Source organism: Psychromonas arctica DSM 14288 (genome assembly GCF_000482725.1).
Lineage (GTDB): Bacteria > Pseudomonadota > Gammaproteobacteria > Enterobacterales > Psychromonadaceae > Psychromonas > Psychromonas arctica.
In genome coordinates, this window is sequence record NZ_KI519477.1 from 179,977 (window position 1) to 202,300 (window position 22,324).

Here is a 22,324-nt window from a genome sequence, read left to right on the forward strand (position 1 = left end):
TAAACTATTACAATTAAACTATTACAATTAAGCTATTACAATTAAACTATGCGATTAATTTATTGGGAATAGTTGACGCCACATTGCCATCCCACCTTCCACACTATAAGTGTCTTCATAACCTTGCTCAGCTAAATATTGAGCTACACCTTTACTGCTATTACCATGATAACAAACCACAAAAACAGGCGTATCAAACTCAACTTTATCGAAAAACTCTTTCAACGTATCATTGTTTAAATTGAATGCACCTTCGACATGATCCGCTGTATAAGATTGAAGATCGCGAGTATCCACAAGAATAGCTTCTTCATTTTGTAATCGTTGCTTTGTTTCTGCTATTTCTATTAACTTGAATGTGGGCATGCTTATTCCTCTCATTAAAATGGTTTAATTCATTAATTGGTTAGGAGATATAGATAAAACACTGATATCTCTTTTAACTATGCGTATCATGCACTAAAATGAAGCGATTGCATATTCCACATATAATCAGAGTAATCTCTATATGGCCCATATAATTCCAATAAGAAAATTCAAGTGAAACCTAAAATCACCTAAGTAAACCTATTTAATTAAAATATCGTAAAGAGTAGGTTTTGTTTAAAACTTACAGATTAAAAATATAAACAATTTAATAAAGAGCCATTTAATGACTACTAAGAATTTAACTTTCCTCACTTCTTTCTTAACTTTCCTATACTCCTTAACATTACTTGTGTCAGGAAAAAGTTATTCTTACATTGCTATTCTACTATGCATTATTTCTTTGTTAATTTTACCTATAACCTTAAAAAACAGATTACCTTCTGAGTTTTACAAAATTGGTTTTTCATTCATTTGCTATGCATTGGTTACTGCTTTATCACTATTAATATTAGGTGGTAAACTCAGTAACTTAGATATGCCTAGTCGAACGCTTTTTATCCTTCCTGCTTTTATTCTTCTATTGAGTTTTCCTCCGAAAAAGGAGTGGGTTTTTATAGGAATTTTAACAGGCTCTTTCATCAGTGGGTTGATTGCTCTGTATCACTATCAAGTTTTACATATACGAGCATTCGATGGTTTTGGATACATGATTATTCAATCCGGTAATATTGCTATGTCACTTGGTATTTTTTCTTTAATTATTGCTATTCAACACTTCAAAGACAAAAAATCTAAATTGGTAATAATCGCTTTAATATGTGCATTTTTTGGTATCCTGGCAAGTATGCTGTCAGGTTCTCGTGGGAGTTGGATCATAGCGCCCTTTGTTATCATTTGGTTGTTAATAGTCAACCGTCAATTAATTTCTGTAAAAGTAGGGGTAACCTTAACAATAATACTTATGAGTAGCAGCTTAGTTTCTTATGACATTGTAGATAAACGCATTAAGAAAGCAGTTCAAGATATCACTCAGTATAGCGAACAAAATAATAGCAACTCATCTCTTGGCGCACGTATAGAGATGTGGAAAAGTGGCGTCTATAATTTTATAGAAAATCCAATCTTTGGTACGGGTTACAAGGACAGACAAAAATATAACCAAGCTCTAGTTGACAAGAAGTTAGTTGCCCCTATTGTCCTTAAATTTGGTAGGCTGCATAATAGTTACATTGAAGAGCTATCTATAAAAGGAATTATTGGCTTAACAACATTAATGCTGTTCTTTTGTTCCCCTTTATACTTTTTCATAGCGAAAAGAAATGTTAAAAATAGTGTTTTTGCACAACTAGGTATTGCACATATTATACTTGTCATGGGCTATTGCTTGACTCAAAATTATATAAATCATCATTCTGGAATGCTGCATTACTTAATGTATACGATAATATTTTACGCAGTCTTCTTTCATACAAATCAGGTATCTGTTTCTGATAAAAATAAGGTAGTACGATGAAAATTCTCGTTTGCAGTTCATATAAGCATGCTTGGAACAGTGTAAGACCTGAAGCTGAAATGTTTATTGAGATGGTAAATCAAGGTCATCATGTAACAGTTATGACACAAGGAGATAGCCCTTATAAAGAGAGATTCATTACTTGTGGTGTCAATGTCATTGATGGTTATCCTTCGAAAAAAATATGCCTTACTACGATCAAAAAAATTCGTAAAGTGTTACAAGAAAACAACATTGACATTTGTTATGCGTTTAATTCTAAAACAATCCCTAACGCTGCATTTGCATGTATTGGGACTAAAGCTAAATTAGTTGTCTATCGAGGCACTACAGGCGGCTTGTATCGTCATGACCCATCGGCTTACTTAACTCAGTTACACCCTCGGGTTGACGGAATTGTATGTGTTTCAAAAGCAGTAGAAAGAGATGTTGTTCAACGAGTTTGGAAAAATAAAAACAATGTTGTGACTATTTATAAAGGCCACAAGCTAGAGTGGTATCAAGTTGCACCTACACTACGTAGTGAATTTGGTTTAACAGATGAACATATTATTGCTGTTTGTGCCGCACATGTAAGGCCCAGCAAAGGTATTTCTCTTTTATTACAAGCAACCCATTCTATTACAAACCCAGATTTTCATTTGATTTTAGCTGGTAGTGGATTTGAACCATATTTTGATGAGATCAAAGCAAGTCCAATGAGTGAACGTATCCACTATATTGGGCATAGAACAGATATTCCGTCATTAATGACAATGGCAGACTTTCAGGTTCAACCATCAATTAGTGGCGAGGGTTTACCTAGAACAATTATTGAAGCAATGGCAAATGCGACTCCATCCGTCGTAACAACAACAGGAGGCTCACCTGAACTTGTTGTAGATGGTAAAACTGGCTTCATCGCGGAAGCCGGAAATGTTCAAGAGTTTGCAGATGCAATGAATAAGCTAATTAATAATAAAGAACTAATTCAATCAATGAGTATTGCCGCACAACAACGTCTGGACCACGAGTTCCATGCACAAAATACTATTAAAGAGCACCTAGCATTCTTTACTAAATTATTAGCTTAACAATATTAATTAAAATAATTAATTGAAATAATTAATTGAAATAATTAATTGAAATATACTCACGTACATTATTGGATAATTTCACATGACATTGATAATAAATATCCACAGAAAAAGAAGTAATTATGAAAAATAAAACCTATACTGACATTAGTGTCGTAGTTCAAGGGCCGGTGCAAAGTTTAGGAAGCAGAGGACAAGAACAAGGTATTACTAACAAGTGCCTTAATTCAGTCCGTAACTACTTACCTGGTGCAAAAATAATTTTATCTACATGGCACAATCAAAATTTAGATGGACTAGATTATGATGAATTAGTTTTATGTGAGGATCCAGGTCAGAATATTCGTAAATACAATAAAGATGGCTCACCTAAATATTATAATAATAATAGGCAAATTGTTTCAACTTTAGAAGGTCTTAAACGAGTAAAAACCAAGTATGCAATCAAATTAAGAAGTGATAATTATCTAACATCTAATAACTTTATATCATTACAAACACAGTTCCCTGCTCGAAGTAATAAATATAGATTTCTTAAAGAAAGAGTTGTTACAGCGAATGCATTTACTAGAAAGTACGCTAAAGGACAAAAAGTAGCTTTTCATTTAAGCGACTTTTTTTATTTCGGTTTAACTGATGATTTGCTCACGTTATGGGATTTGCCTTTAGTCAAAGATTATAAAAAGAAATCTGAACACGATTTAAGTCCATCACACCCTAATTATATAACTGATTGTACTCAATTATTCTGGTTACGATCATTACAAAAATTTGAACCATCAATTACACTTGAACACCTATTAGACAACAATAAAGAGAAAACTAAACAATCAGATATCTGTTATGCAAATAATGTAATTATATCGTCACCTGAAGAAATCGGACTTAATTTAGGTGAGAAATTTTCTAATGGGAAAGTCAGAATATCAAGAGAAAGAGGAAAGTGTGCTCATATCTACTTTCATGAGTGGCAAGATCTTTACAAAAAATATTGTGACCCAACTTTTAATATAGAACCTGCATATATACTTAGATTTAAGTTGTTTATTAATCGTCTAAAATACATCTTTCCCGTTTATTTTGAAGCAAAGATTCGTCAGTTAAAACGGAAAAAGTATAACGTACCTTAATGTTATAGAGTTACTTTTAAGTAACTCTAGCTATTCCATAAAAATAAATAGCTCATTTTTTATGAGTGAATATTTTAAAAAGCATTGGCTCTAAATAGCTAACAGTAATTTTGCTTTAATTGTTCTAAAACTATCTAAAAATATTGATAGCATTAAATCGTCCAGAATAAGATTAATTTTTCTCCATTATATTTATTTCAAAATCAATTTAAGATCAGTATAAAGTTTACTAATGGGCAGTTTAAAAAATCTTCTTATCGATAGCCCTAGCTGTGCTTTTGAAAAAGGGATTTTTTGTTTTTTGTTACAATATTTCTTATAGAGCTCCAACCAATCTATGTGGCTATATTCATTTGCTCTTTTTATTTTTCGAATAGAGGCATCTCTCAAACCTAAGCCCATAACTTCAGGATCTGCAATAATAATATTATTTGCTAAAAACTCATCCCAAAAATTTAAGTCCTGTTTAGTCGAATCATAACGATGGACCATTAATGGTGAATCTTTAGTTAATCTTCTCATCCATATTTGACAATATACTTGTTCCGCCTCTAAAGCTTTATATCCATTTTTACGCAGCAAACTTTTATCTAATAATACTTGTGAAAACCGCTGTTCCTCAAAAGGAGGCTGTTCCCAGATAAGCTTTAAATCAGAAGTTAAACCATAATAAAAAAAATCACTCGCATTGAAAATCACTTTGTGGCCATTAGAAGTACGACGAAATAAGTTACTATTTATTACGACTTTTTCAGAAAAAAAATTATATTGTTTAGATTTTTTTGAAAATACCTTTTGAATATTAACGAATTCATTTCCAATAAGAAAATTATCACTTCTTAATTTCATCGCATAAGGCGTAGTTACAACTGCAAGTCCAGCTTTTGTAGACAGCACTTGACGATGATAATTAACAGGACAATAACCATCCTTATTTTGTCCGGGATCTACACTTAGCACTAATTTATCGTACTCTAGATGACTAATATCCTGCCCTTTCCAAGTAGAAAGGACTATAGTCGCACCGGGTAAATACTTACGAATACTTAATAAACATTTTTCTGTTATACCTTCTTGTTGCTTACGAGCTTGAGAAGATTGTACCGGGCCTTGCACTACAACACTGATATTTTCAAATCTTGCCTCCATGTTGGTTAACCTTCTAAAAAAGCGATATATTCATCAGGAACTCCACAAAAAATAACGTCAGTTCGATCAATTAAATGAAAGTGAACTTCATTACTATCTTTAATTAAATAATTATATAAAGGTGCAATATATAATTCTCCTTTTTCCCATTCGCTTTCTGGTTTTGCAATATAATTATTATAAGCTCGGTTAAAAATAGTGATACTTTTGAAATAATATAAACCTGTACTACACAAGTTTGAAATAGCTCGTTTTTCTGCTGTTTCAATGACTTTAGTGCTGTTGCTAGATTCTGGCTTTGCAAATGACCAATTATCACCTTCCCCTTCAAATACCTCTAAATAACCATCCCAATGTTCGATATTCTTAGGGTAATTAAATGCTGGTCTAAATGTATCAATATTAAAAATAGTGATTGCTTCTTCACTATTAGCTATTGATTGCAAACCAAGGTAGACAGTTTCTGCTTGCCCTTTTGTCTCTTTATCCAAAATAAAAATATGTGCTTCTTTTATTCCTAAAACAGCGATCTCATTTTTGATAAACTCAACCGTCCCTAAAATATCACGAACGATAAATAAAAAACTTTCTGTTTGAAAATACTCAGAAAAGCTATTTACAGCATGTGCAAAAAGAGACTTGCCATGAGCTTCAAGCATATATTTTGGTTTTTTATATCCAGCTTTAAAGAAACGAGAACTTAATCCAGCCATTGGGATAACGATCATTATTTAACCTCTTTAATTATTTTGTATAACCTAAATGCATTGGCCATTAATGCTTGTTGCCTTTTTTTATCGTCACTATGTAGAGGTAACATCGATAAAAATAGCTGTATTTGCATTGCGTATAAAGCATTACTTGTTAGATTAAACTTATCATTCACTAATGTTAAAAATAAGGATTGGATACCATTAATTGAATTTGGCACGTCGAGTGTAAATTGAATACTATTCTGCTTAATATCAACTTCATAGTATTCTGCTATGATCCAATCATATAACCCTAATATTGAATGACTAAGTTTAGCTACATCATAAAGACCATCACCAAAAATAGTAAAATTTTCATTTAAATCGATCCCTCGAGGATCAATTGTTTTTATATTATTGGTTCTAAAATCATACAATATATTACTAAAGCAAAAGTCACCATGAACTACGCTATTATGCTGACTTGAGGGGGGTAGAAATTGTTCACTACATTGTAGTAAATCAGAAAATGAAGCGTTTAAATTTTGATTGTACAACCATTTAGTCTCCATAGTACAGCCAATTTCCTGACAATACTCATTAAGTCTAACTGTCGTTTTATCTTGAAACATGGCTTTTAAATCAACACCTGCAGATTGATTAGGTGCTTTATATTTATGGCATTCTTCTATAAAAAACAAGCAATTACTAAGTATTTTTTTCCATACAATTTCAGGAAGAACAGAAAAAACATACAGTTCATTGAGCGCAGTATAATGGAGGTACTCTAATTGATAAGAAGCACTTTCTTTAGTAATAATTGAACCAAGGTATTGGGGCAAAAATATTCTTAATTGAGCAGGTACATTTTCAAACCAGTTAGCTTCTGCAGAGATTTTTTCAATTTTATGACTAGATTTTCTAATCCAACGAGGAGTAATCTCAAGGTTATTAAAAGCACGTTGAGTAGTGAATTTTGCTTTAGATCTATAGTAAGTATTTAGGTGTCCAAAATCTAACCAATTATCAACCTCGAGTACGCTTAAATTACACTTTTTATGATAATAATTAAGGCTCTCAATAAAATCCCAATGCGCCATAACTAGTGCCCTAACAAGTTGTTTAGGTTGATTGAAATTAAAGTAACCACACACTACGTTATGCTTGTCTAACTCTTCCCCCCCCTCACTAGTGTTTAGCCAAATACTATTATCATTATTAACAACAGCCCAATGGTAACTACTATCGACTTGAGAAATAGAAATAATATTTTCATTGCTTGGCAAGTTAGGTAATAAGGTATCACCAAAAAGAATACTTAATGAGACCTGATTATCATATTCGGCTAAATTTAATGCAGATACTAAAGACTCGCCTAGCGATAAGCCTTCAGGAATTTTTAGAATAGTTACATTGTGCAGAGCAAGCCAAGTTAAATCATGATTATCAGGAGTAAAACCTTCGGGTAGACTCAGAAATATTTTTTTATTTTCTGGCGCTGATTTTACTTGATGCTGAAATAAACGCCTATTACCTAGTGGCAAAAATGATGGAGGAATTTTACCAAATTCTGAACGTAGTTCTTGAGTGATATAATCACCCGACATAATCAAGAACATTGCTTTTCCTTAGCCAATAGCTCTTCTATTTCATTGATGCTTAAAGCAGAAAACTCTGATGGGCGAATAGCACGATCATCGATATAAAACCCATCATGCCCACACCAAGGCTTACCAACTAATATTTCATCGAATGGAACTTGGTGTTTTTCTAACCAAGCAGTAATAATAGGTAAGGTAAATATATTAATCTTTCCTACATTACCTTCATAAGTACGCATATTTCGAGCGGTATGAATAGTTATGCTATAACCTAATTCTTTATAATAACGAAGCTGTTTAATAACCTCTAAATTAGGTGAAACATTAATGTAATCATTTGTATCTGCTTTAGTAATAGTGCCATCTAAATCAACAATTAGTTTTTTCATTAATAATGTAATCCATTTCAAATATGTATTAAGTATCTTAATTTATATACTTCGTAAATCATGCCTAAAAGTAATTAAATGTCTATCAACTTCGGTCGTTCTCAAGTAACCACAAACCTGCATATTTATTAAAATTACCATGAGCATAACGCATTGCGACTAAAAATCCGATACTGCCATCTAACATACCCAGCCTTAATACATAAATATGAAAAAATACCCACATGGATCTTAATAAAGCTAACAACAAACCATGTGATTTTTTACCTTTACGAAAATATTTTTGTGAGCCTAACCAAGCATAATTGGCTGATTTATCTAACCCATGTTTAAAATCACGATGGGTGTAATGTAATAAAATGCCTTTCATTTTCCCAAAGTTGGTACCGACTGGAATCACTTTTTCATGCACTTCATCCAAAGAAAACTCAGCACCTTCTCTTTTAAATAAACGTAAAACAGCACGAGCACTTCGTCCGTATTTTAAGGTTTTACCATGGATAGTGACGCCCCAAGGAAGTTTATAGGCATCATGTTGAATAGTCGGCTGTGCAAGTAACTTAGATAGCTCAGCTTGCATTTTTTCATCCAACGCTTCATCTGCATCAATTGATAACACCCAATCACAGGTTGCTTTATCTAACGCCCTTTGTTTTTGTTTACCAAAACCAGGCCAATCCGTCACGAACACATGTTCAGTATATTGTTGACAGATAGCAACAGTATCATCAGTTGAACCACTATCTAAGACGATAATTTCATCTGCAACATTTTTAACTGACTCTAGACAACGAGAGATCCTATCTGCTTCATTTTTAGTAATAACAATCACTGATAAACTATGTTTTTTTACACTCATCATATTTTCCAATATTTTAATTTTTTGCGTAGCTTTAACTGCCGAATTAGATTTAACGGTTTAGGTTTTATATTTTCAATCCCTTCTTTTTTCAACCGTTCACAAGCCTCTACGACTCTTTTGCTTGATTGACCATCACTATAAGGGTGTGTTTGCGAGCAATACAGGTCAATTTTATTTAAAAGTTGCTCAGAACTATTTAAGGCCTGTACGATAGTTTTATCAAGATCACTTGCATTATCTATATGGATAAAACTGTCATTTGTTGTTTTATTTTTGTAGGCAATGACAGGCTTTTTTTGTAATAAGAACATGATCATAATCGACGAAGTATCACATATCATTAGATCAGCAGCTTGTAATAGAGGAATAACATCATCTGTTTCAACAAATTGCAAATTTTCGTTCTGTATTGCTTTATATTTTTCTACGATATCAGCTGACATTTTCGGATGAAATTGCACCAACCAACGATACTCAGGTGATTGGCTTAATTTTTTAATAGTAGGAAACAATTCATCCGCATACGACGTTTCTGCCGAAAAAGTTGAACAAAGTAAAATTGTCGGACGGTTATCTGCTTGAATACGATACGGATTTTTTTCAACCGCTGTAAATAGAGGATCGAGCATTGCCCAGCCCGTTTCTTTAACGGTAAAGGTTTGGTATTGCTCTGATAATTTTAAAAATCTTTGTGTCGTATTTGGGCCTTGAGTACAATACATATCAAAACACTGACGAATTTTAAAATGTGCATCATTACCTCGCTTGCCAGAGTTAAAACCATGAAATAACCCCACCTTGATCCCTTTAATGAAACTAGGTACGACATTGCCAGGCACTAAAACAAAATCGGCCCCCCACTGATTCACTTCTTCAACTGTATTTAATTGAATTTCATCGTTTAATAAATACTTATCAGAAACTTCCTTGCCTTCTAAAAACCACTTAACACTACCACCTCTAGCGAGGATTTCAGACTGGATCGGACGGAGCATTGCGTAGGAATAATTTTGAGAAATGTACATTAAATATTTTTGAGAAGGCATACGCAGCATATTCCGTAATAATAAAACAAATCGTTAAGTATCGATGATTATATCGTGGAATTTATATATGATATATATTTTTACTTGAACAGTTAGGGGTAACAATGATTCTTCGATGGTTTTATAGTTTTGTGCTTATGATAGCCTCCCCACTTTTTCTTTATTCTCTTTATAAATCAAAACCTAACAAGCCTAAATTTGGTCAACGTTGGAAGGAACACTTTGGATTTACACCTCGGTTACAGCATGCGACAAATGCGCCGTTCTGGATCCATGCGGTTTCTGTTGGAGAGGTATTAGCTGTTACGCCTTTAATAAAAACATTCAAAAAACAAAACCCAAGCGCGTCAATTATAATCACGACAACCACCAGCACAGGTGCGGCAGAAGCAGAAAAACTTGGTGAGTTAGTTGAACACCGTTATATGCCTGTCGACTTTTCATTTACAGTTAATGGATTTATTAGCGCTATTCAACCGCAAGCGCTGTTTATTATGGAAACAGAACTGTGGCCAAATACCTTACATTGTTGTCAGTTAAATAACATTCCGGTCACCATTATTAATGCCCGTCTTTCTGCACGCTCTGAAGCTCGCTATAAAAAATTTCCTTTCGTTTTCAGTTTATTGCTTAAAAACATTAATTTTATTTTGGCGCAAACAAAACAAGATGCACAGCGTTTTGTGAATTTAGGGTTAAAAGAACAGCAAGTCAGCGTGACCGGCTCTATTAAGTTTGATATCAAGGTAAATCACGAACAATTAACGCAAGCTTCATTATTGCGTCATTCTATAGGGCAAGAGCGAGAAGTCTGGGTAGCTGCCAGCACGCATAAAGGTGAAGATGAACAACTTATAAAAGCTCATCAGCAGCTGTTATCGAAGAAACCTAATGCATTATTAATCCTAGTCCCTCGTCATCCAGAGCGCTTTTTATCGGTGCAAACACTAGTAGAGCAGACTGGTTTGTCAGTGATTACTCGTAGTAGTCAACAAGCAATTACTGACGATACACAACTCTACTTAGGTGACTCGATGGGCGAGATGATGGTTTTATTAGGAGCCGCTGATGTTTGTTTTATCGCCGGCAGTTTAATTGGGGATAAAGTGGGCGGACATAATTTATTAGAGGCCGCAGCGCTTAAAAAGCCAATTTTAAATGGTCCAAGCTATTTTAACTTTAAACAAATAACCGAGCAGTTAGTCGAGCTTGGTGCTTGTACGATCTGCAAAGATAGTAGTGAAATAACTGACTCTTTGATGCAATTATTTGATAATAAAAAAATTCGTCTTGAGCAAGGCGAAATTGCGTTTAGTTTTGTACAAAAAAATCAAGGCGCATTGCAGAAAACTATCGATGCGATGCAAACTAAAGGCGCGATACAAACTAAATAAGCAATGCAAACTAAATAAATTAGGCTTGTTGATAAGCGTTAAACAAGCAAAGCCAATCATCCTGAGTCCATTTTATCTGACGCTTATTAAGCTCTTTATTAAAGGATCTTAATAAGCGTTGTAAATTTGCTTCTTTCCAAGCTTCACCCTGTTGCTGATAACATTTATCAAAATCAATGATCCAAGCTTTTCCATCATTATCTAAAAGAATATTATGAATGTTTAAATCCGTATGATTTACCTGAGCTTGATGCATTTTTTTTATTTGTATCGCAATCGCGTTATATTCCACTTCAGTTAATTGGCGTTGTTGTAACACCGCCACTAAATCCTGTGCATTTGGTATTTTTTCTGACAGTAGATCCGCTTGATAACAAAAGTTTCTTTTAATAACCCGCGCTGCAATAGGTTTAGGAACATTCACATCGTGCTGCTTTAACGTTTGTAACAAATGAAATTCAGCCACTGAACGTGTTTTTTGCCAGCCATTAAATAAATAATGGTCTGATATTATCTTTCCAAATAAGCCACCCCGTCGATAATGACGCAGTGCGGCTTGCATTTTTGCCAATTGCACAAACCATGTTGTTCCTCGCCCTGTTGCAGAGCCGACTACTTTATCTTGTTTAAGCCAAAATTGAGCATCAAAACAACGTTCAATATCATCGCTAATTAAGCTATCATCAAACACGATATATAGTTTATTCTGCTCAACAGTTTTTAACATGACTCAATTCCATTTACTTTAAAGATAAGATATTAACATGCCTCTATTTACAACTGCACCAAAATCTATCTGTCTACTACGTCTCTCTGCTATTGGTGATGTATGCCATGCTGTTGCGATGGTGCAAGCAATTCAAAAACAATGGCCGACCACTAAAATAACGTGGATCATGGGTAAAATTGAAGCACAGTTGTTGCATGACTTACCCGATGTAGAGGTGATCGTATTCGATAAAAAAACCGGTTTTACGGGGATGAGAGCAATTTGGAAGCAACTGTCTGGTAGAAAATTTGATGCCTTATTGCATATGCAATTAGCACTGCGAGCAAGTGCACTAACACTCGGTATTAAAGCAAAATACAAAGTGGGATTTAACCGTAAACGCGCCAAAGAAGGACAATGGTTATTTACCAATAAAAAAATCCCAGATACGGCCTCACAACATGTATTAGATAGCTTTTTTGAGTTTGCTTATTTTCTAGGCATTGATAAAACAACACCGACTTGGAATATTCCACTTAGCGATGCAGACATTGAATTTGCAAATCAAGTTAGTCATTTAAACCGACCTTTGTTTGTGATCAGCCCTGCAGCCAGTAAAGATGAACGCAACTGGTTAATTCCTCGCTATGCAGTAGTCGCAGACTATGCAGCTAAAACAGGATTTGAAGTCGTGTTATGCGGTTCACCAACCCCAAGAGAACAAAAACTCGGTGAAGCAATAGAGAGAAAAATGCACCATCCGGTCATTAATCTGATTGGTAAAACATCATTAAAACAATTAACTGCCGTATTAAAAGAAGCGGCACTAGTATTAGCCCCAGACTCTGGCCCGGCTCATATAGCAACAACACAAGGAACACGGGTGATAGGTTTATACGGCCATAGTAATTCTAAACGGACAGGCCCTTACCTAAGTAAGGATAGTGTGGTTAGCGTTTATGAAAAACATGTACAAGAGCAACATAAAAAACCGTTACAAGACTTACCTTGGAGTGCGCGTGCTAAGGGCGAACATATTATGCAGGATATTAGTACAGGCCAAGTGATAGAGCAGTTTAATAAATCAACCGACTCGTTGTTTTAACGCAGCCAAACATACCCACTTTTGTACTGAGAGCAATTTAGCATTGATGCTTAAGTAATAAAAAAGGGCTAATACAATTAGCCCTAATATTTCATCATTTAAATGTTAGCTACGCAGCTTATAGCTCGGCTGGCAAAGTTATTAAGTTATTTTTGGTAAAATTCTTTATACCATTTCACAAATTCGGCAACACCTTCTTTAACAGTAACCGCTGGCGTGTAACCGATTGCCTTAAACAAATCACTGGTATCAGCGTAGGTTTGGTAGACATCACCCGCTTGCATTTCACGGAAGTTTTTCTTAGCCTCAATACCTAGCTCACTTTCGATCGCCTGTACAAAGTCCATCAAACTAATTGGAGAGCCGTGGCCAATATTATAAACCGCATAAGGTGCAGAGCTTGTTGCAGGGCTGCCAGCTTCAACAGTCCATTCAGGACTTTTAACAGGTTCAACATCTGCAATACGAATAACACCTTCAACAATATCGTCGATATAAGTAAAATCACGCCACATATCGCCGTTATTATTAATATCGATGGTTTCACCTTCTAAAATCTTTTTAGTGAAGATAAACGGGGCCATATCTGGGCGTCCCCAAGGACCATAAACAGTAAAGAAACGTAACCCTGTGGTTGGAATATTGTAAAGATGGGAGTAGGTATGCGCCATTAATTCATTTGATTTTTTAGTGGCTGCATAAAGAGAAATGGGATGGTCAACCGAATCGTTAGTAGAGAAAGGGACTTTAGCATTCAGACCATAAACAGAACTTGAAGAAGCATAAATTAAGTGTCCAACTTTGTTGTGACGACACCCTTCAAGAATATTAACATGGCCCACTAGGTTACTATCAGCGTAAGCAAGTGGATTTTCAATAGAGTAGCGAACGCCTGCTTGTGCGCCTAAATGTATCACTCGGTCAAATTGCTGCTGTGCAAATAAAGCTTTAATGCCTTCACGATCGGCGAGATCTAATTTAATAAACTCAAACAGTGCATGCTCAATACGTTGTAGTCTCGCTTCTTTTAATGCGACATCGTAATAATCATTAATATTGTCAATACCAATTACCTGATGCCCCGCTGCGGTCAAGCGCTCAACAACAACACTACCAATAAAGCCAGCGGCACCCGTTACAAGATATTTCATATTAACTCCTAAATGTTGGTCATTTTTACATTAGCTAATTCAGCTAGCTCAGACAATGCAGCTATAGTAGTGATTTATCAATGCTGAGTAAATCAATCTAATGAAAAGACAATAAAGTAAAAAGCGGCGAATGAAACCAGAAACCTGATAGCATTCGCCGCTTTAGATGGAAGTGGGAATTAAAAGTAAAAGTAAAAGTAAAACTAAAACTAAATACTATTTACAATTATTTCCAAGCTTTCCATGCATTTATTAACCCATTAGTTGAACAATCGTGGCTATCAACACTATCGTCATTACTCAACTCAGGTAAAATTTGCCCTGCTAATTGCTTCCCTAACTCAACACCCCATTGATCAAAAGTAAAGATATTCCAGATAATCCCTTGAGTGAAAATCTTTTGCTCATACATTGCAATCAACTGACCAAGTGTACTTGGTGTGATTTTTTTCACGAGAATAGAGTTAGTTGGTTTATTACCTTCAAATACTTTATAAGGGACTAAGTCAGCAACTTCTTCAGCAGACTTACCCGCAGCAGTAAATTCAGATTCCACTTGCATTTTACTTTTACCAAAAGCTAATGCTTCGGTTTGAGCAAAGAAGTTAGATAATAATTTAGCATGGTGATCGCCAGCAGGATTATGGCTCACAGCTGGAGCAATGAAGTCACAAGGAATTAATTTAGTACCTTGGTGAATCAATTGATAAAAAGCATGTTGGCCATTAGTGCCAGGCTCACCCCAGATAATTGGGCCTGTTTGGTAATCAACTGGGTCACCGTTACGGTCTGTACATTTACCGTTAGACTCCATATTACCCTGTTGGAAATAAGCAGGGAAACGATGCATATATTGGTCATAAGGTAGAATAGCTTCTGACTCAGCACCATAGAAATTGTTGTACCAAATCCCAATCACAGCTAATAACACAGGAATATTATTTTCAAATTCGGTATTGGCAAAATGTTTATCCATTTCGTGAGCACCAGCCAGTAACTCTTCGTAATTTTCAAAGCCAATGGTTAATGCAATTGATAAACCAATCGCAGACCAAATTGAGTAACGACCGCCAACCCAATCCCAAAACTCAAACATATTTGCAGTATCAATACCAAATTCAGTGACGGCATCCGCATTGGTTGATAACGCAGCAAAGTGCTTAGCAACAAACGCTTCGTCTTGCGCAAAGTTTAAGAACCAATCACGCGCACTATGCGCATTGGTCATAGTTTCCTGTGTAGTAAAGGTTTTAGACGCGATTAAAAATAACGTCGTTTCTGGGTCTACTTTTGTTAACGTTTCAACAATATGCGTACCATCAACATTGGATACAAAATGAGTTTCAATACCTTCTACTTTGTAAGGACGTAATGCCTCAGTGACCATGAATGGACCTAAATCAGATCCACCAATACCTATATTTACCACGTCAGTAATACGTTTACCGGTATAACCCAACCACTCACCAGAATGCACTTTTTCACAAAATGTTTTCATTTGTGCTAACACTTGGTTGATTTTAGGCATCACATCTTCGCCATCAACCATCACCGGCGTATTACTGCGGTTACGTAATGCCGTATGTAAAACAGCACGACCTTCTGTAATATTTATTTTTTCACCAGAAAACTGCGCTTTGATAGCCGACGCTAAATCTACTTCTTTTGCAAGATCAATTAAGCTAGCTAGTATCTCTTCTGTTATTAAGTTTTTAGAGAAATCGAGCAAAAAGTCTTCATTAAATTGACGAGAAAATGTTTCAAAGCGTTCTGGATTTTCAGCAAATAATTGAGATATTTGCATCTCAGCATGATCATCAAATAAATTTTGTAAAGTCGACCAAGCAGCGGTTTGTGTAGGTTGTATATTTTTCAACATATGGAGTTCCCAAGTTTATGATATTAAATTGTATCTACTCACGTGTGCTTATCAGTAAATCAAAGCGGCACAGAGTCCTGTAATATTTATAACTAGCATGCAAAAGCACTGAAGATGGCGTACTGCCAAGGTAATTAGTTATTCTTTTAATTTGATAATATCGGCAAATTCACAGTATTTCGGTGATAAAGCGTAACATTAAAAACAAAAGAAAATAAGCTACTTAAATCAATAAAAGAGCAAACAATAAAGATCCAATTACAAAGGAAAATTGCTATCATAGTGGCATATTTATACTTGAATGACAGAAGATGTAGATTTAGCTTTTTGTAAAACCGCAATACAAAAGTACAGACATTAGAAATTTAAAGACATTGATTTTAAATAAAGAAATCAAACTGCCTTTATTACAACTGTATTAGCTTGCGCCTTGCTGAACTCAATATCTTCAGGTAGTTTGAACATAATACCCAATAATTTTATCCTTAAGGTAAAGAGATAACCATGCAAGAAAAGCCAGACAACACGACTCACTTTGGTTTTAAAACCGTTGAAGAAGATAAGAAAGTGGAACTAGTTGCAGACGTATTCCATTCTGTTGCTGCTAAATATGACATTATGAACGATGTGTTATCAATGGGTATTCATCGCATTTGGAAACGTTTTACTATTGATTGCTCTGGTGTCCGTCAAGGCCAAAAAGTATTAGACCTAGCAGGCGGCACTGGCGATTTAACAGCAAAATTTTCTCGTATTGTGGGTCCTAAAGGTGATGTGGTTTTAGCTGATATTAACGATTCTATGCTGAAAGTTGGCCGTACAAAGTTACGCGACATGGGCATTGAAGGCAATGTCAGTTATGTGCAAGCAAATGCAGAAGAACTACCCTTCCCTGATAATCATTTTGATTTGATTACCATTGCTTTTGGATTACGTAATGTGACGGATAAAGACAAAGCACTCGCCTCTATCTACCGAGTTTTAAAACCAGGTGGTCGTTTATTAGTGTTAGAGTTTTCAAAACCTATTTACACTCCGGTTAAAAAATTCTATGACTTCTATTCTTTTAATATTCTGCCAAAATTAGGTAAATTGATTGCGAATGATAGCGAAAGTTACCAATATCTTGCTGAAAGTATTCGTATGCATCCGGGTCAGGAAGAGCTAAAAGAGATGATGGAAAATGTCGGATTTGAAGGGACTGAATACTTTAATTTAAGCGCAGGTATTGTGGCTTTACACCGTGGTTATAAATATTAAGCGTGTTATTCGAGACAATGTAATAACAGATGAAACCCTTTTACAACGAGACTCAATATGCCATTAAATAACTTGCTTTGCGGTTTATTAGAAACAGGTGTAAATCAATTACATCAATTAGATAGCAGCGCTGTCATAAAACGGAAACAACTTAATGGCACTATTATTGGCGTTAGTTTAAAAGAGCTTAATTTCCCTTTGTATTTTGTTATCTCATCGCAACAAATTGATATACTCAATAAGTTCTCCGGCGATCCTGATTGCTTTATTCGCGTCAGTGCTAGTGCGTTACCTAAATTACAAGATAATCATCAATTAACTCACTTGATTAAAACTGGACAATTAGAAGTTGAAGGCGATATTCAATTAGTGCAACAGTTTGCACAACTATTAACAGATATGGAGATAGATTGGGAAGAGCACTTATCGCATAAAGTCGGAGATGTGATTGCTCATAAGTTTTGTTACCACGCCAAAAAAATTCAGCAGAGTGTTCAGCAACAGTTAATGAATATAGAAACACAAACGGCGCTCTATATTACCGAAGAGGTTAAACTTGCCCCTAGTGGCTTAGAGGTTGCCTATTTTTGTGAACAAGTAAAAACGCTAGATAAGCAAGCGGATAAACTGTTGTTAAAGTTAAACCAGTACACCAATAAATAGAGCAAATTAACCATATGCTAACAAGTTAGCTGGAAGATAGATGATTAAAATAAAAGAATTATCGCGTTTGTACCAAATTAATAAGACCTTTATTGAGTACGGTTTAATTGAATTAGTTCCAAAAGCGCAAATACCTAAGAGTTATTGGTTATTACGTTTGTGTTTATTTTGGTTACGAAATCAACATCAAGACATGGATTTACCTGAACGCTTACGTTTAAGCTTACAATCTCTAGGGCCTATCTACATAAAATTAGGACAAATGTTATCAACTCGTCGTGATTTGTTAGCCCCAATTTATGCAGATCAACTGGCGCATTTACAAGATAATGTCCCTGCTTTTTGTGGTGACTTAGCAATAAAGCAAATAGAAAAATCCTTTCAGCGTCCAATCGATGAGATTTTTGATGACTTTGATAAAGTCGCATTAGCTTCAGCTTCTATCGCCCAAGTTCATACGGCTATTTTAAAAGAAGATGGCAGAGAAGTAGTCATTAAAGTGACTCGCCCTGGCATTAAAAAAACTATTGCCGCTGACATTCAATTAATGAAATGGTTAGCTGCCTTAGTGCAGCGTTTTGTTAAGGATGCAAGACGCCTGCGCCCTGTTGAAGTGATCAAAGAATACGAAAAAACGATTATTGATGAATTGGATTTAATGCGCGAAGGTGCCAATGCCATTCAATTGAGACGGAACTTTCTAAATTCTAAAGTATTATACGTTCCTGAAATATATTCCGACTACTGCACTAAAGATGCATTAGTAATGGAACGAATCTATGGTATTCCCGTTTCAGATATTGAGGCATTAAAAGCACAAAACACTGATCTTAAATTACTAGCGGAGCGCGGTGTTGAAGCTTTCTTTACCCAGGTATTTAGAGACAGTTTTTTTCATGCGGATATGCACCCAGGTAATGTATTTGTTTCCTACGAACATCCAGAAGATCCTTTGTGGATAGGCATAGATTGCGGCATTGTTGGGACATTAACCAATGAAGATAAACGCTATTTGGCAGAGAATTTCTTAGCTTTCTTTAATCGTGATTACAGACAAGTTGCACAACTGCATATTGATTCTGGTTGGGTACCTGCTGACACACCTGTAGAAGAGTTTGAATTTGCCATTCGCGCCGTCTGCGAACCTATTTTTGAAAAACCGCTATCAGAGATTTCATTTGCTCAAGTACTAATCAATCTGTTTAATACAGCTCGACGCTTCAACATGCAAGTACAGCCACAACTCGTGTTATTGCAAAAAACTTTACTTTATATCGAAGGATTAGGTCGTCAGTTATATCCACAACTGGATTTATGGGATACTGCAAAACCTTTCTTAGAAAACTGGATGCGTGAACAGGTAAGTCCTAAAACACTGCTCAATAAAATTAAATTAAAAGCGCCGTTCTGGTTAGAAAAATTGCCTGATATTCCAGAGTTGGTTTATCACAATTTAGCGCAAAGCAAACAGATCCAACAACAGCAGCAACTATTAATGCAACGCTTTAATGATCAGCAACAAAAAAATAACAAAAACCAAGTGATAACATCACTGGCGATCACGTTGAGTATCATCACTGCACTTTTCTATTTACAATCAGAGGGTAGGTTTAACTTGTATTTTGCCTTACCCGCAGTAATATCATGGGTAATTGCGTGGCGTTTTAGCAACAAGCTTTAATATGTTCGATAGCCGATAAGAAAGGCTATTGAATAATTTGTATTATTTTTAATCACTTTATTTTTAACAACATCATTACATATAGGAAATAGATTATGGGCGGTATCGGAATTTGGCAGTTAATTATTATTGCTGTGATTGTTATTGTTTTATTTGGCACAAAAAAATTACGCGGTATTGGTGGTGATCTTGGTGGTGCAATCAAAGGATTTAAAAAAGCGATTAAAGACGAAGACTCAACACCGACTGAGTTAGAAAAAAAACCGGATGCAAATTTAAAATCTGAGCAGAAGAAAACTGAAACAGAAAAAAGTGACTAAAAGATTAATCTCCGATGCTTCTCTGTCGCTGTTTAATGGACTTATCATCTAATCATTGTTCCTGTTTTGTGTGATAGATGATGTGTTTAACGATAGATAATATGTTTGCTAACTGGCAATGCGTTCGGTGATTAATCAAAATGACTCAGTCATGCAAGTCAGTCTGTAAGAGTATTACAGCCGCTAAATTGCTCAGTAAAAGGTACTTTAATTAATGTTTGATATTGGCTTTTGGGAGATCATGTTGATCTCTATAATTGGATTAGTAGTATTAGGCCCACAACGCTTACCTATTGCCATTCGTACGGTAATGAAATGGGTCAATACGGCCAAAAGTATGGCTAATTCAGTGAAAAATGAGATTTCACAAGAGCTTGAATTACATGAAATGAATGAAAATATGATCAAAGCCAGCAAACAAGGGCTGGATAAACTAGATCCTGATTTAAAAGCTTCCATTGATGAAATGAAAAATAGTGTCAGCGAATTAACCCATCCCTACAAAAATAATGTAGATGACTTAATCAATGCACAACCCCCAACTAAAAAAGAAAGCCTCGACTCTAAAAATCCGGCTATAGAGCAAGCACAAGATAAAACCACGGAACAGAGTCTACAATCACAACACTCTCCTTCAGATAATAGATTTGATAAAAGTTCAGCGACTAGATCGCCAGCAACTGAAGCAGAGCAATCAGTCCACTCATCTTCAAGCCACGTTTCTCAGCAGGATAAATAACTAATGAGCGAGCAATCGTCAGATCAAACGCAACATAGCTTGCCATTAATTACTCACCTTTTAGAGTTAAGAGATCGCATTCTGAAAGTGGTGATCGTGGTATTGGTGATATTTTTTAGCATGGTTTATTTTGCTAACGATATTTATCACTATATTGCTATTCCACTGACTAGCCAATTACCTATTGGCTCAAGCATGATTGCAACAGGGGTTGCCACGCCCTTTTTTACACCGATTAAACTAACTATCGTATTATCTATTTTTGTCGCAATACCCGCTATTTTGCACCAAGTATGGGCTTTTATTGCCCCCGGCTTATATAAGCATGAGCGCCGACTTATTGCCCCCTTAGTGATCAGTAGTGCGCTTTTATTTTATCTAGGCATGGTGTTTGCGTATTATGTGGTATTTCCTTTGGCTTTCTCCTTCTTTACTAGCACCGCTCCTGAAGGCGTAACAATTGCCACCGATATAAGTAGTTACTTAGACTTTGTATTAAAACTGTTTTTTGCCTTTGGTTTAGCCTTTGAAATACCCGTTGCCACTTTAGTTTTATGTTGGACAGGCGCGACAACACCCGAAGCGTTAAGAGCAAAACGCCCTTACATTGTGGTCGCCGCGTTTGTCTTTGGCATGTTATTAACTCCGCCCGATGTAATTTCACAAACACTCTTAGCCGTACCTATGTTGATTTTATTTGAATTGGGATTATTGTTTGCTCGTTTTTATGTAAAAAAACCAGAAGATGATGAAGAGGTAGAAAATACAATTCACAAACAATCAAAACAGAGTGATTAACCGTTATGATTGATATCGGTATTAATTTAACCAATAAGCGCTTTGACAAAGATCTAGAGTCGGTGATTAACAACGCCAAACAAGTAGGTGTAAAACAACTTATTGTAACCGGCACTAATATCACAGAAAGTGAGCAAGCACTTAGCTTAGCAAAGACCTACCCTGACTTTATCTATAGTACTGCAGGCATTCATCCACACGATGCTAGCCACTTTACTGAACACAGCTTAGTTCAGCTGAAAAAGCTAGCTGCGCAGCCACAGGTGAAAGCTATTGGAGAGTGTGGATTAGACTTTAACCGCAACTTTTCAACACCAGCAGAGCAAGAAAAAGCATTTCTACAACAGCTAGAGCTTGCCGTTGAATGTCAATTACCTGTGTTCATGCATGAACGAGACGCAAACCAGCGTTTTGTAGAGTTACTAAAGCCTTATATCAAGCAATTACCGAATGCGGTATTGCATTGCTTTACCGGTAATCAAGAAGAGCTAGAACGTTGTTTAGCACTTGATTTACATATTGGTATAACCGGCTGGATATGCGATGAACGCAGAGGACAACACTTACTTGAACTAGTAAAACTGATACCAGATAATCGGTTAATGATTGAAACAGATAGCCCCTATTTATTGCCTCGTTCAATGCGCCCTAAGCCGAAATCTAGTCGAAACGAGCCAAAGTACTTACCCTATATTGCCAAGGTCATTGCGAATGCTCGTCAGCAAGAGTTACAATACTTTATCGATAACACAGAACAAACAACCCGCTCTTTTTTTAACTTAACTTAACTTTTCGCTT

22 protein-coding genes are annotated in these 22,324 nt (G+C 35.5%); 12 read left to right on the forward strand and 10 right to left on the reverse strand.

The window, feature by feature from the left end:
- Positions 1–54 precede the first annotated feature (54 nt).
- Positions 55–366, reverse strand: coding sequence for a thiosulfate sulfurtransferase GlpE (gene glpE, locus H592_RS0112360; protein WP_028869034.1), 312 nt, complete (start codon positions 364–366; stop codon positions 55–57).
- A gap of 286 nt (positions 367–652) precedes the next feature.
- Between glpE and H592_RS0112365 the strand changes: the two genes are divergently transcribed.
- The 3 genes from H592_RS0112365 (at position 653) to H592_RS0112375 (ending at position 4,088) form a co-directional block, all read left to right on the forward strand.
- Positions 653–1,882: an O-antigen ligase family protein gene (locus tag H592_RS0112365; RefSeq protein WP_028869035.1), complete on the forward strand. Its 1,230-nt coding sequence runs from the start codon at positions 653–655 to the stop codon at positions 1,880–1,882.
- Positions 1,879–2,955, forward strand: a complete 1,077-nt coding sequence (locus tag H592_RS0112370; protein WP_028869036.1) for a glycosyltransferase family 4 protein — start codon at positions 1,879–1,881, stop codon at positions 2,953–2,955. The genes H592_RS0112365 and H592_RS0112370 overlap by 4 nt, the downstream gene beginning before the upstream one ends.
- A 125-nt stretch (positions 2,956–3,080) precedes the next feature.
- Positions 3,081–4,088 carry a WavE lipopolysaccharide synthesis family protein gene (locus H592_RS0112375; RefSeq protein WP_028869037.1) on the forward strand — a complete coding sequence of 336 codons (1,008 nt, stop codon included), beginning with the start codon at positions 3,081–3,083 and terminating at the stop codon, positions 4,086–4,088.
- A gap of 192 nt (positions 4,089–4,280) precedes the next feature.
- On the opposite strand, the gene H592_RS0112380 is transcribed toward H592_RS0112375, so the two are convergent.
- The 6 genes from H592_RS0112380 to H592_RS0112405 form a co-directional block, all read right to left on the reverse strand.
- On the reverse strand, positions 4,281–5,237 hold the full coding sequence (locus H592_RS0112380; RefSeq protein ID WP_028869038.1) for a WavE lipopolysaccharide synthesis family protein: 957 nt from the start codon (positions 5,235–5,237) through the stop codon (positions 4,281–4,283).
- 5 nt (positions 5,238–5,242) lie between these two features.
- Complete coding sequence (locus tag H592_RS0112385) at positions 5,243–5,965, reverse strand: glycosyltransferase family 2 protein (protein WP_028869039.1); 723 nt, start codon at positions 5,963–5,965, stop codon at positions 5,243–5,245.
- The gene (locus H592_RS0112390) at positions 5,965–7,548 is read right to left on the reverse strand and encodes a hypothetical protein (RefSeq protein ID WP_028869040.1); all 1,584 of its coding nucleotides are present in this window, start codon (positions 7,546–7,548) and stop codon (positions 5,965–5,967) included. The genes H592_RS0112385 and H592_RS0112390 overlap by 1 nt, the downstream gene beginning before the upstream one ends.
- On the reverse strand, positions 7,539–7,919 hold the full coding sequence (locus tag H592_RS0112395; RefSeq protein ID WP_028869041.1) for an HAD family hydrolase: 381 nt from the start codon (positions 7,917–7,919) through the stop codon (positions 7,539–7,541). The genes H592_RS0112390 and H592_RS0112395 overlap by 10 nt, the downstream gene beginning before the upstream one ends.
- An 85-nt stretch (positions 7,920–8,004) precedes the next feature.
- Positions 8,005–8,778: a glycosyltransferase family 2 protein gene (locus tag H592_RS0112400; RefSeq protein WP_037071739.1), complete on the reverse strand. Its 774-nt coding sequence runs from the start codon at positions 8,776–8,778 to the stop codon at positions 8,005–8,007.
- Positions 8,778–9,827: a CDP-glycerol glycerophosphotransferase family protein gene (locus tag H592_RS0112405; RefSeq protein ID WP_028869043.1), complete on the reverse strand. Its 1,050-nt coding sequence runs from the start codon at positions 9,825–9,827 to the stop codon at positions 8,778–8,780. The genes H592_RS0112400 and H592_RS0112405 overlap by 1 nt, the downstream gene beginning before the upstream one ends.
- A 104-nt stretch (positions 9,828–9,931) precedes the next feature.
- Here H592_RS0112405 and waaA point away from each other — a divergent pair, with 104 nt between their 5' ends.
- On the forward strand, positions 9,932–11,221 hold the full coding sequence (gene waaA, locus H592_RS0112410; protein ID WP_028869044.1) for a lipid IV(A) 3-deoxy-D-manno-octulosonic acid transferase: 1,290 nt from the start codon (positions 9,932–9,934) through the stop codon (positions 11,219–11,221).
- A gap of 19 nt (positions 11,222–11,240) precedes the next feature.
- Here waaA and H592_RS0112415 read toward each other — a convergent pair whose 3' ends face one another.
- Entirely contained in the window at positions 11,241–11,948 is a 708-nt protein-coding gene (locus tag H592_RS0112415) for a 3-deoxy-D-manno-octulosonic acid kinase (RefSeq protein ID WP_028869045.1), read from the reverse strand.
- A gap of 37 nt (positions 11,949–11,985) precedes the next feature.
- On the opposite strand from H592_RS0112415, the gene H592_RS0112420 reads away from it, so the two are divergent.
- Positions 11,986–13,035: a glycosyltransferase family 9 protein gene (locus tag H592_RS0112420; RefSeq protein ID WP_028869046.1), complete on the forward strand. Its 1,050-nt coding sequence runs from the start codon at positions 11,986–11,988 to the stop codon at positions 13,033–13,035.
- 146 nt (positions 13,036–13,181) lie between these two features.
- On the opposite strand, the gene H592_RS0112425 is transcribed toward H592_RS0112420, so the two are convergent.
- The gene (locus H592_RS0112425; RefSeq protein WP_028869047.1) at positions 13,182–14,186 is read right to left on the reverse strand and encodes an NAD-dependent epimerase; all 1,005 of its coding nucleotides are present in this window, start codon (positions 14,184–14,186) and stop codon (positions 13,182–13,184) included.
- A 226-nt stretch (positions 14,187–14,412) separates the two neighbouring features.
- The gene (pgi, locus tag H592_RS0112430; protein ID WP_028869048.1) at positions 14,413–16,065 is read right to left on the reverse strand and encodes a glucose-6-phosphate isomerase; all 1,653 of its coding nucleotides are present in this window, start codon (positions 16,063–16,065) and stop codon (positions 14,413–14,415) included.
- 504 nt (positions 16,066–16,569) lie between these two features.
- On the opposite strand from pgi, the gene ubiE reads away from it, so the two are divergent.
- The 7 genes from ubiE to H592_RS0112470 all read left to right on the forward strand — a co-directional run bounded on the left by ubiE (position 16,570) and on the right by H592_RS0112470 (position 22,314).
- Entirely contained in the window at positions 16,570–17,325 is a 756-nt protein-coding gene (gene ubiE, locus H592_RS0112440; protein ID WP_028869049.1) for a bifunctional demethylmenaquinone methyltransferase/2-methoxy-6-polyprenyl-1,4-benzoquinol methylase UbiE, read from the forward strand.
- Between the two features lie 57 nt (positions 17,326–17,382).
- Positions 17,383–17,988 carry a ubiquinone biosynthesis accessory factor UbiJ gene (locus H592_RS0112445; protein ID WP_028869050.1) on the forward strand — a complete coding sequence of 202 codons (606 nt, stop codon included), beginning with the start codon at positions 17,383–17,385 and terminating at the stop codon, positions 17,986–17,988.
- 40 nt (positions 17,989–18,028) lie between these two features.
- The gene (gene ubiB / locus H592_RS0112450) at positions 18,029–19,669 is read left to right on the forward strand and encodes a ubiquinone biosynthesis regulatory protein kinase UbiB (RefSeq protein WP_037071743.1); all 1,641 of its coding nucleotides are present in this window, start codon (positions 18,029–18,031) and stop codon (positions 19,667–19,669) included.
- 95 nt (positions 19,670–19,764) lie between these two features.
- Entirely contained in the window at positions 19,765–19,989 is a 225-nt protein-coding gene (gene tatA, locus H592_RS0112455; protein ID WP_028869052.1) for a twin-arginine translocase TatA/TatE family subunit, read from the forward strand.
- 214 nt (positions 19,990–20,203) lie between these two features.
- The gene (gene tatB, locus H592_RS23685; protein ID WP_084296276.1) at positions 20,204–20,728 is read left to right on the forward strand and encodes a Sec-independent protein translocase protein TatB; all 525 of its coding nucleotides are present in this window, start codon (positions 20,204–20,206) and stop codon (positions 20,726–20,728) included.
- A 3-nt stretch (positions 20,729–20,731) separates the two neighbouring features.
- A complete protein-coding gene (gene tatC, locus H592_RS22275) occupies positions 20,732–21,526 on the forward strand; it encodes a twin-arginine translocase subunit TatC (protein ID WP_037071745.1) in 795 nt (264 codons plus the stop codon).
- Positions 21,527–21,531: 5 nt separating this feature from the next.
- A complete protein-coding gene (locus H592_RS0112470) occupies positions 21,532–22,314 on the forward strand; it encodes a TatD family hydrolase (RefSeq protein WP_028869053.1) in 783 nt (260 codons plus the stop codon).
- Positions 22,315–22,324 lie beyond the last annotated feature (10 nt).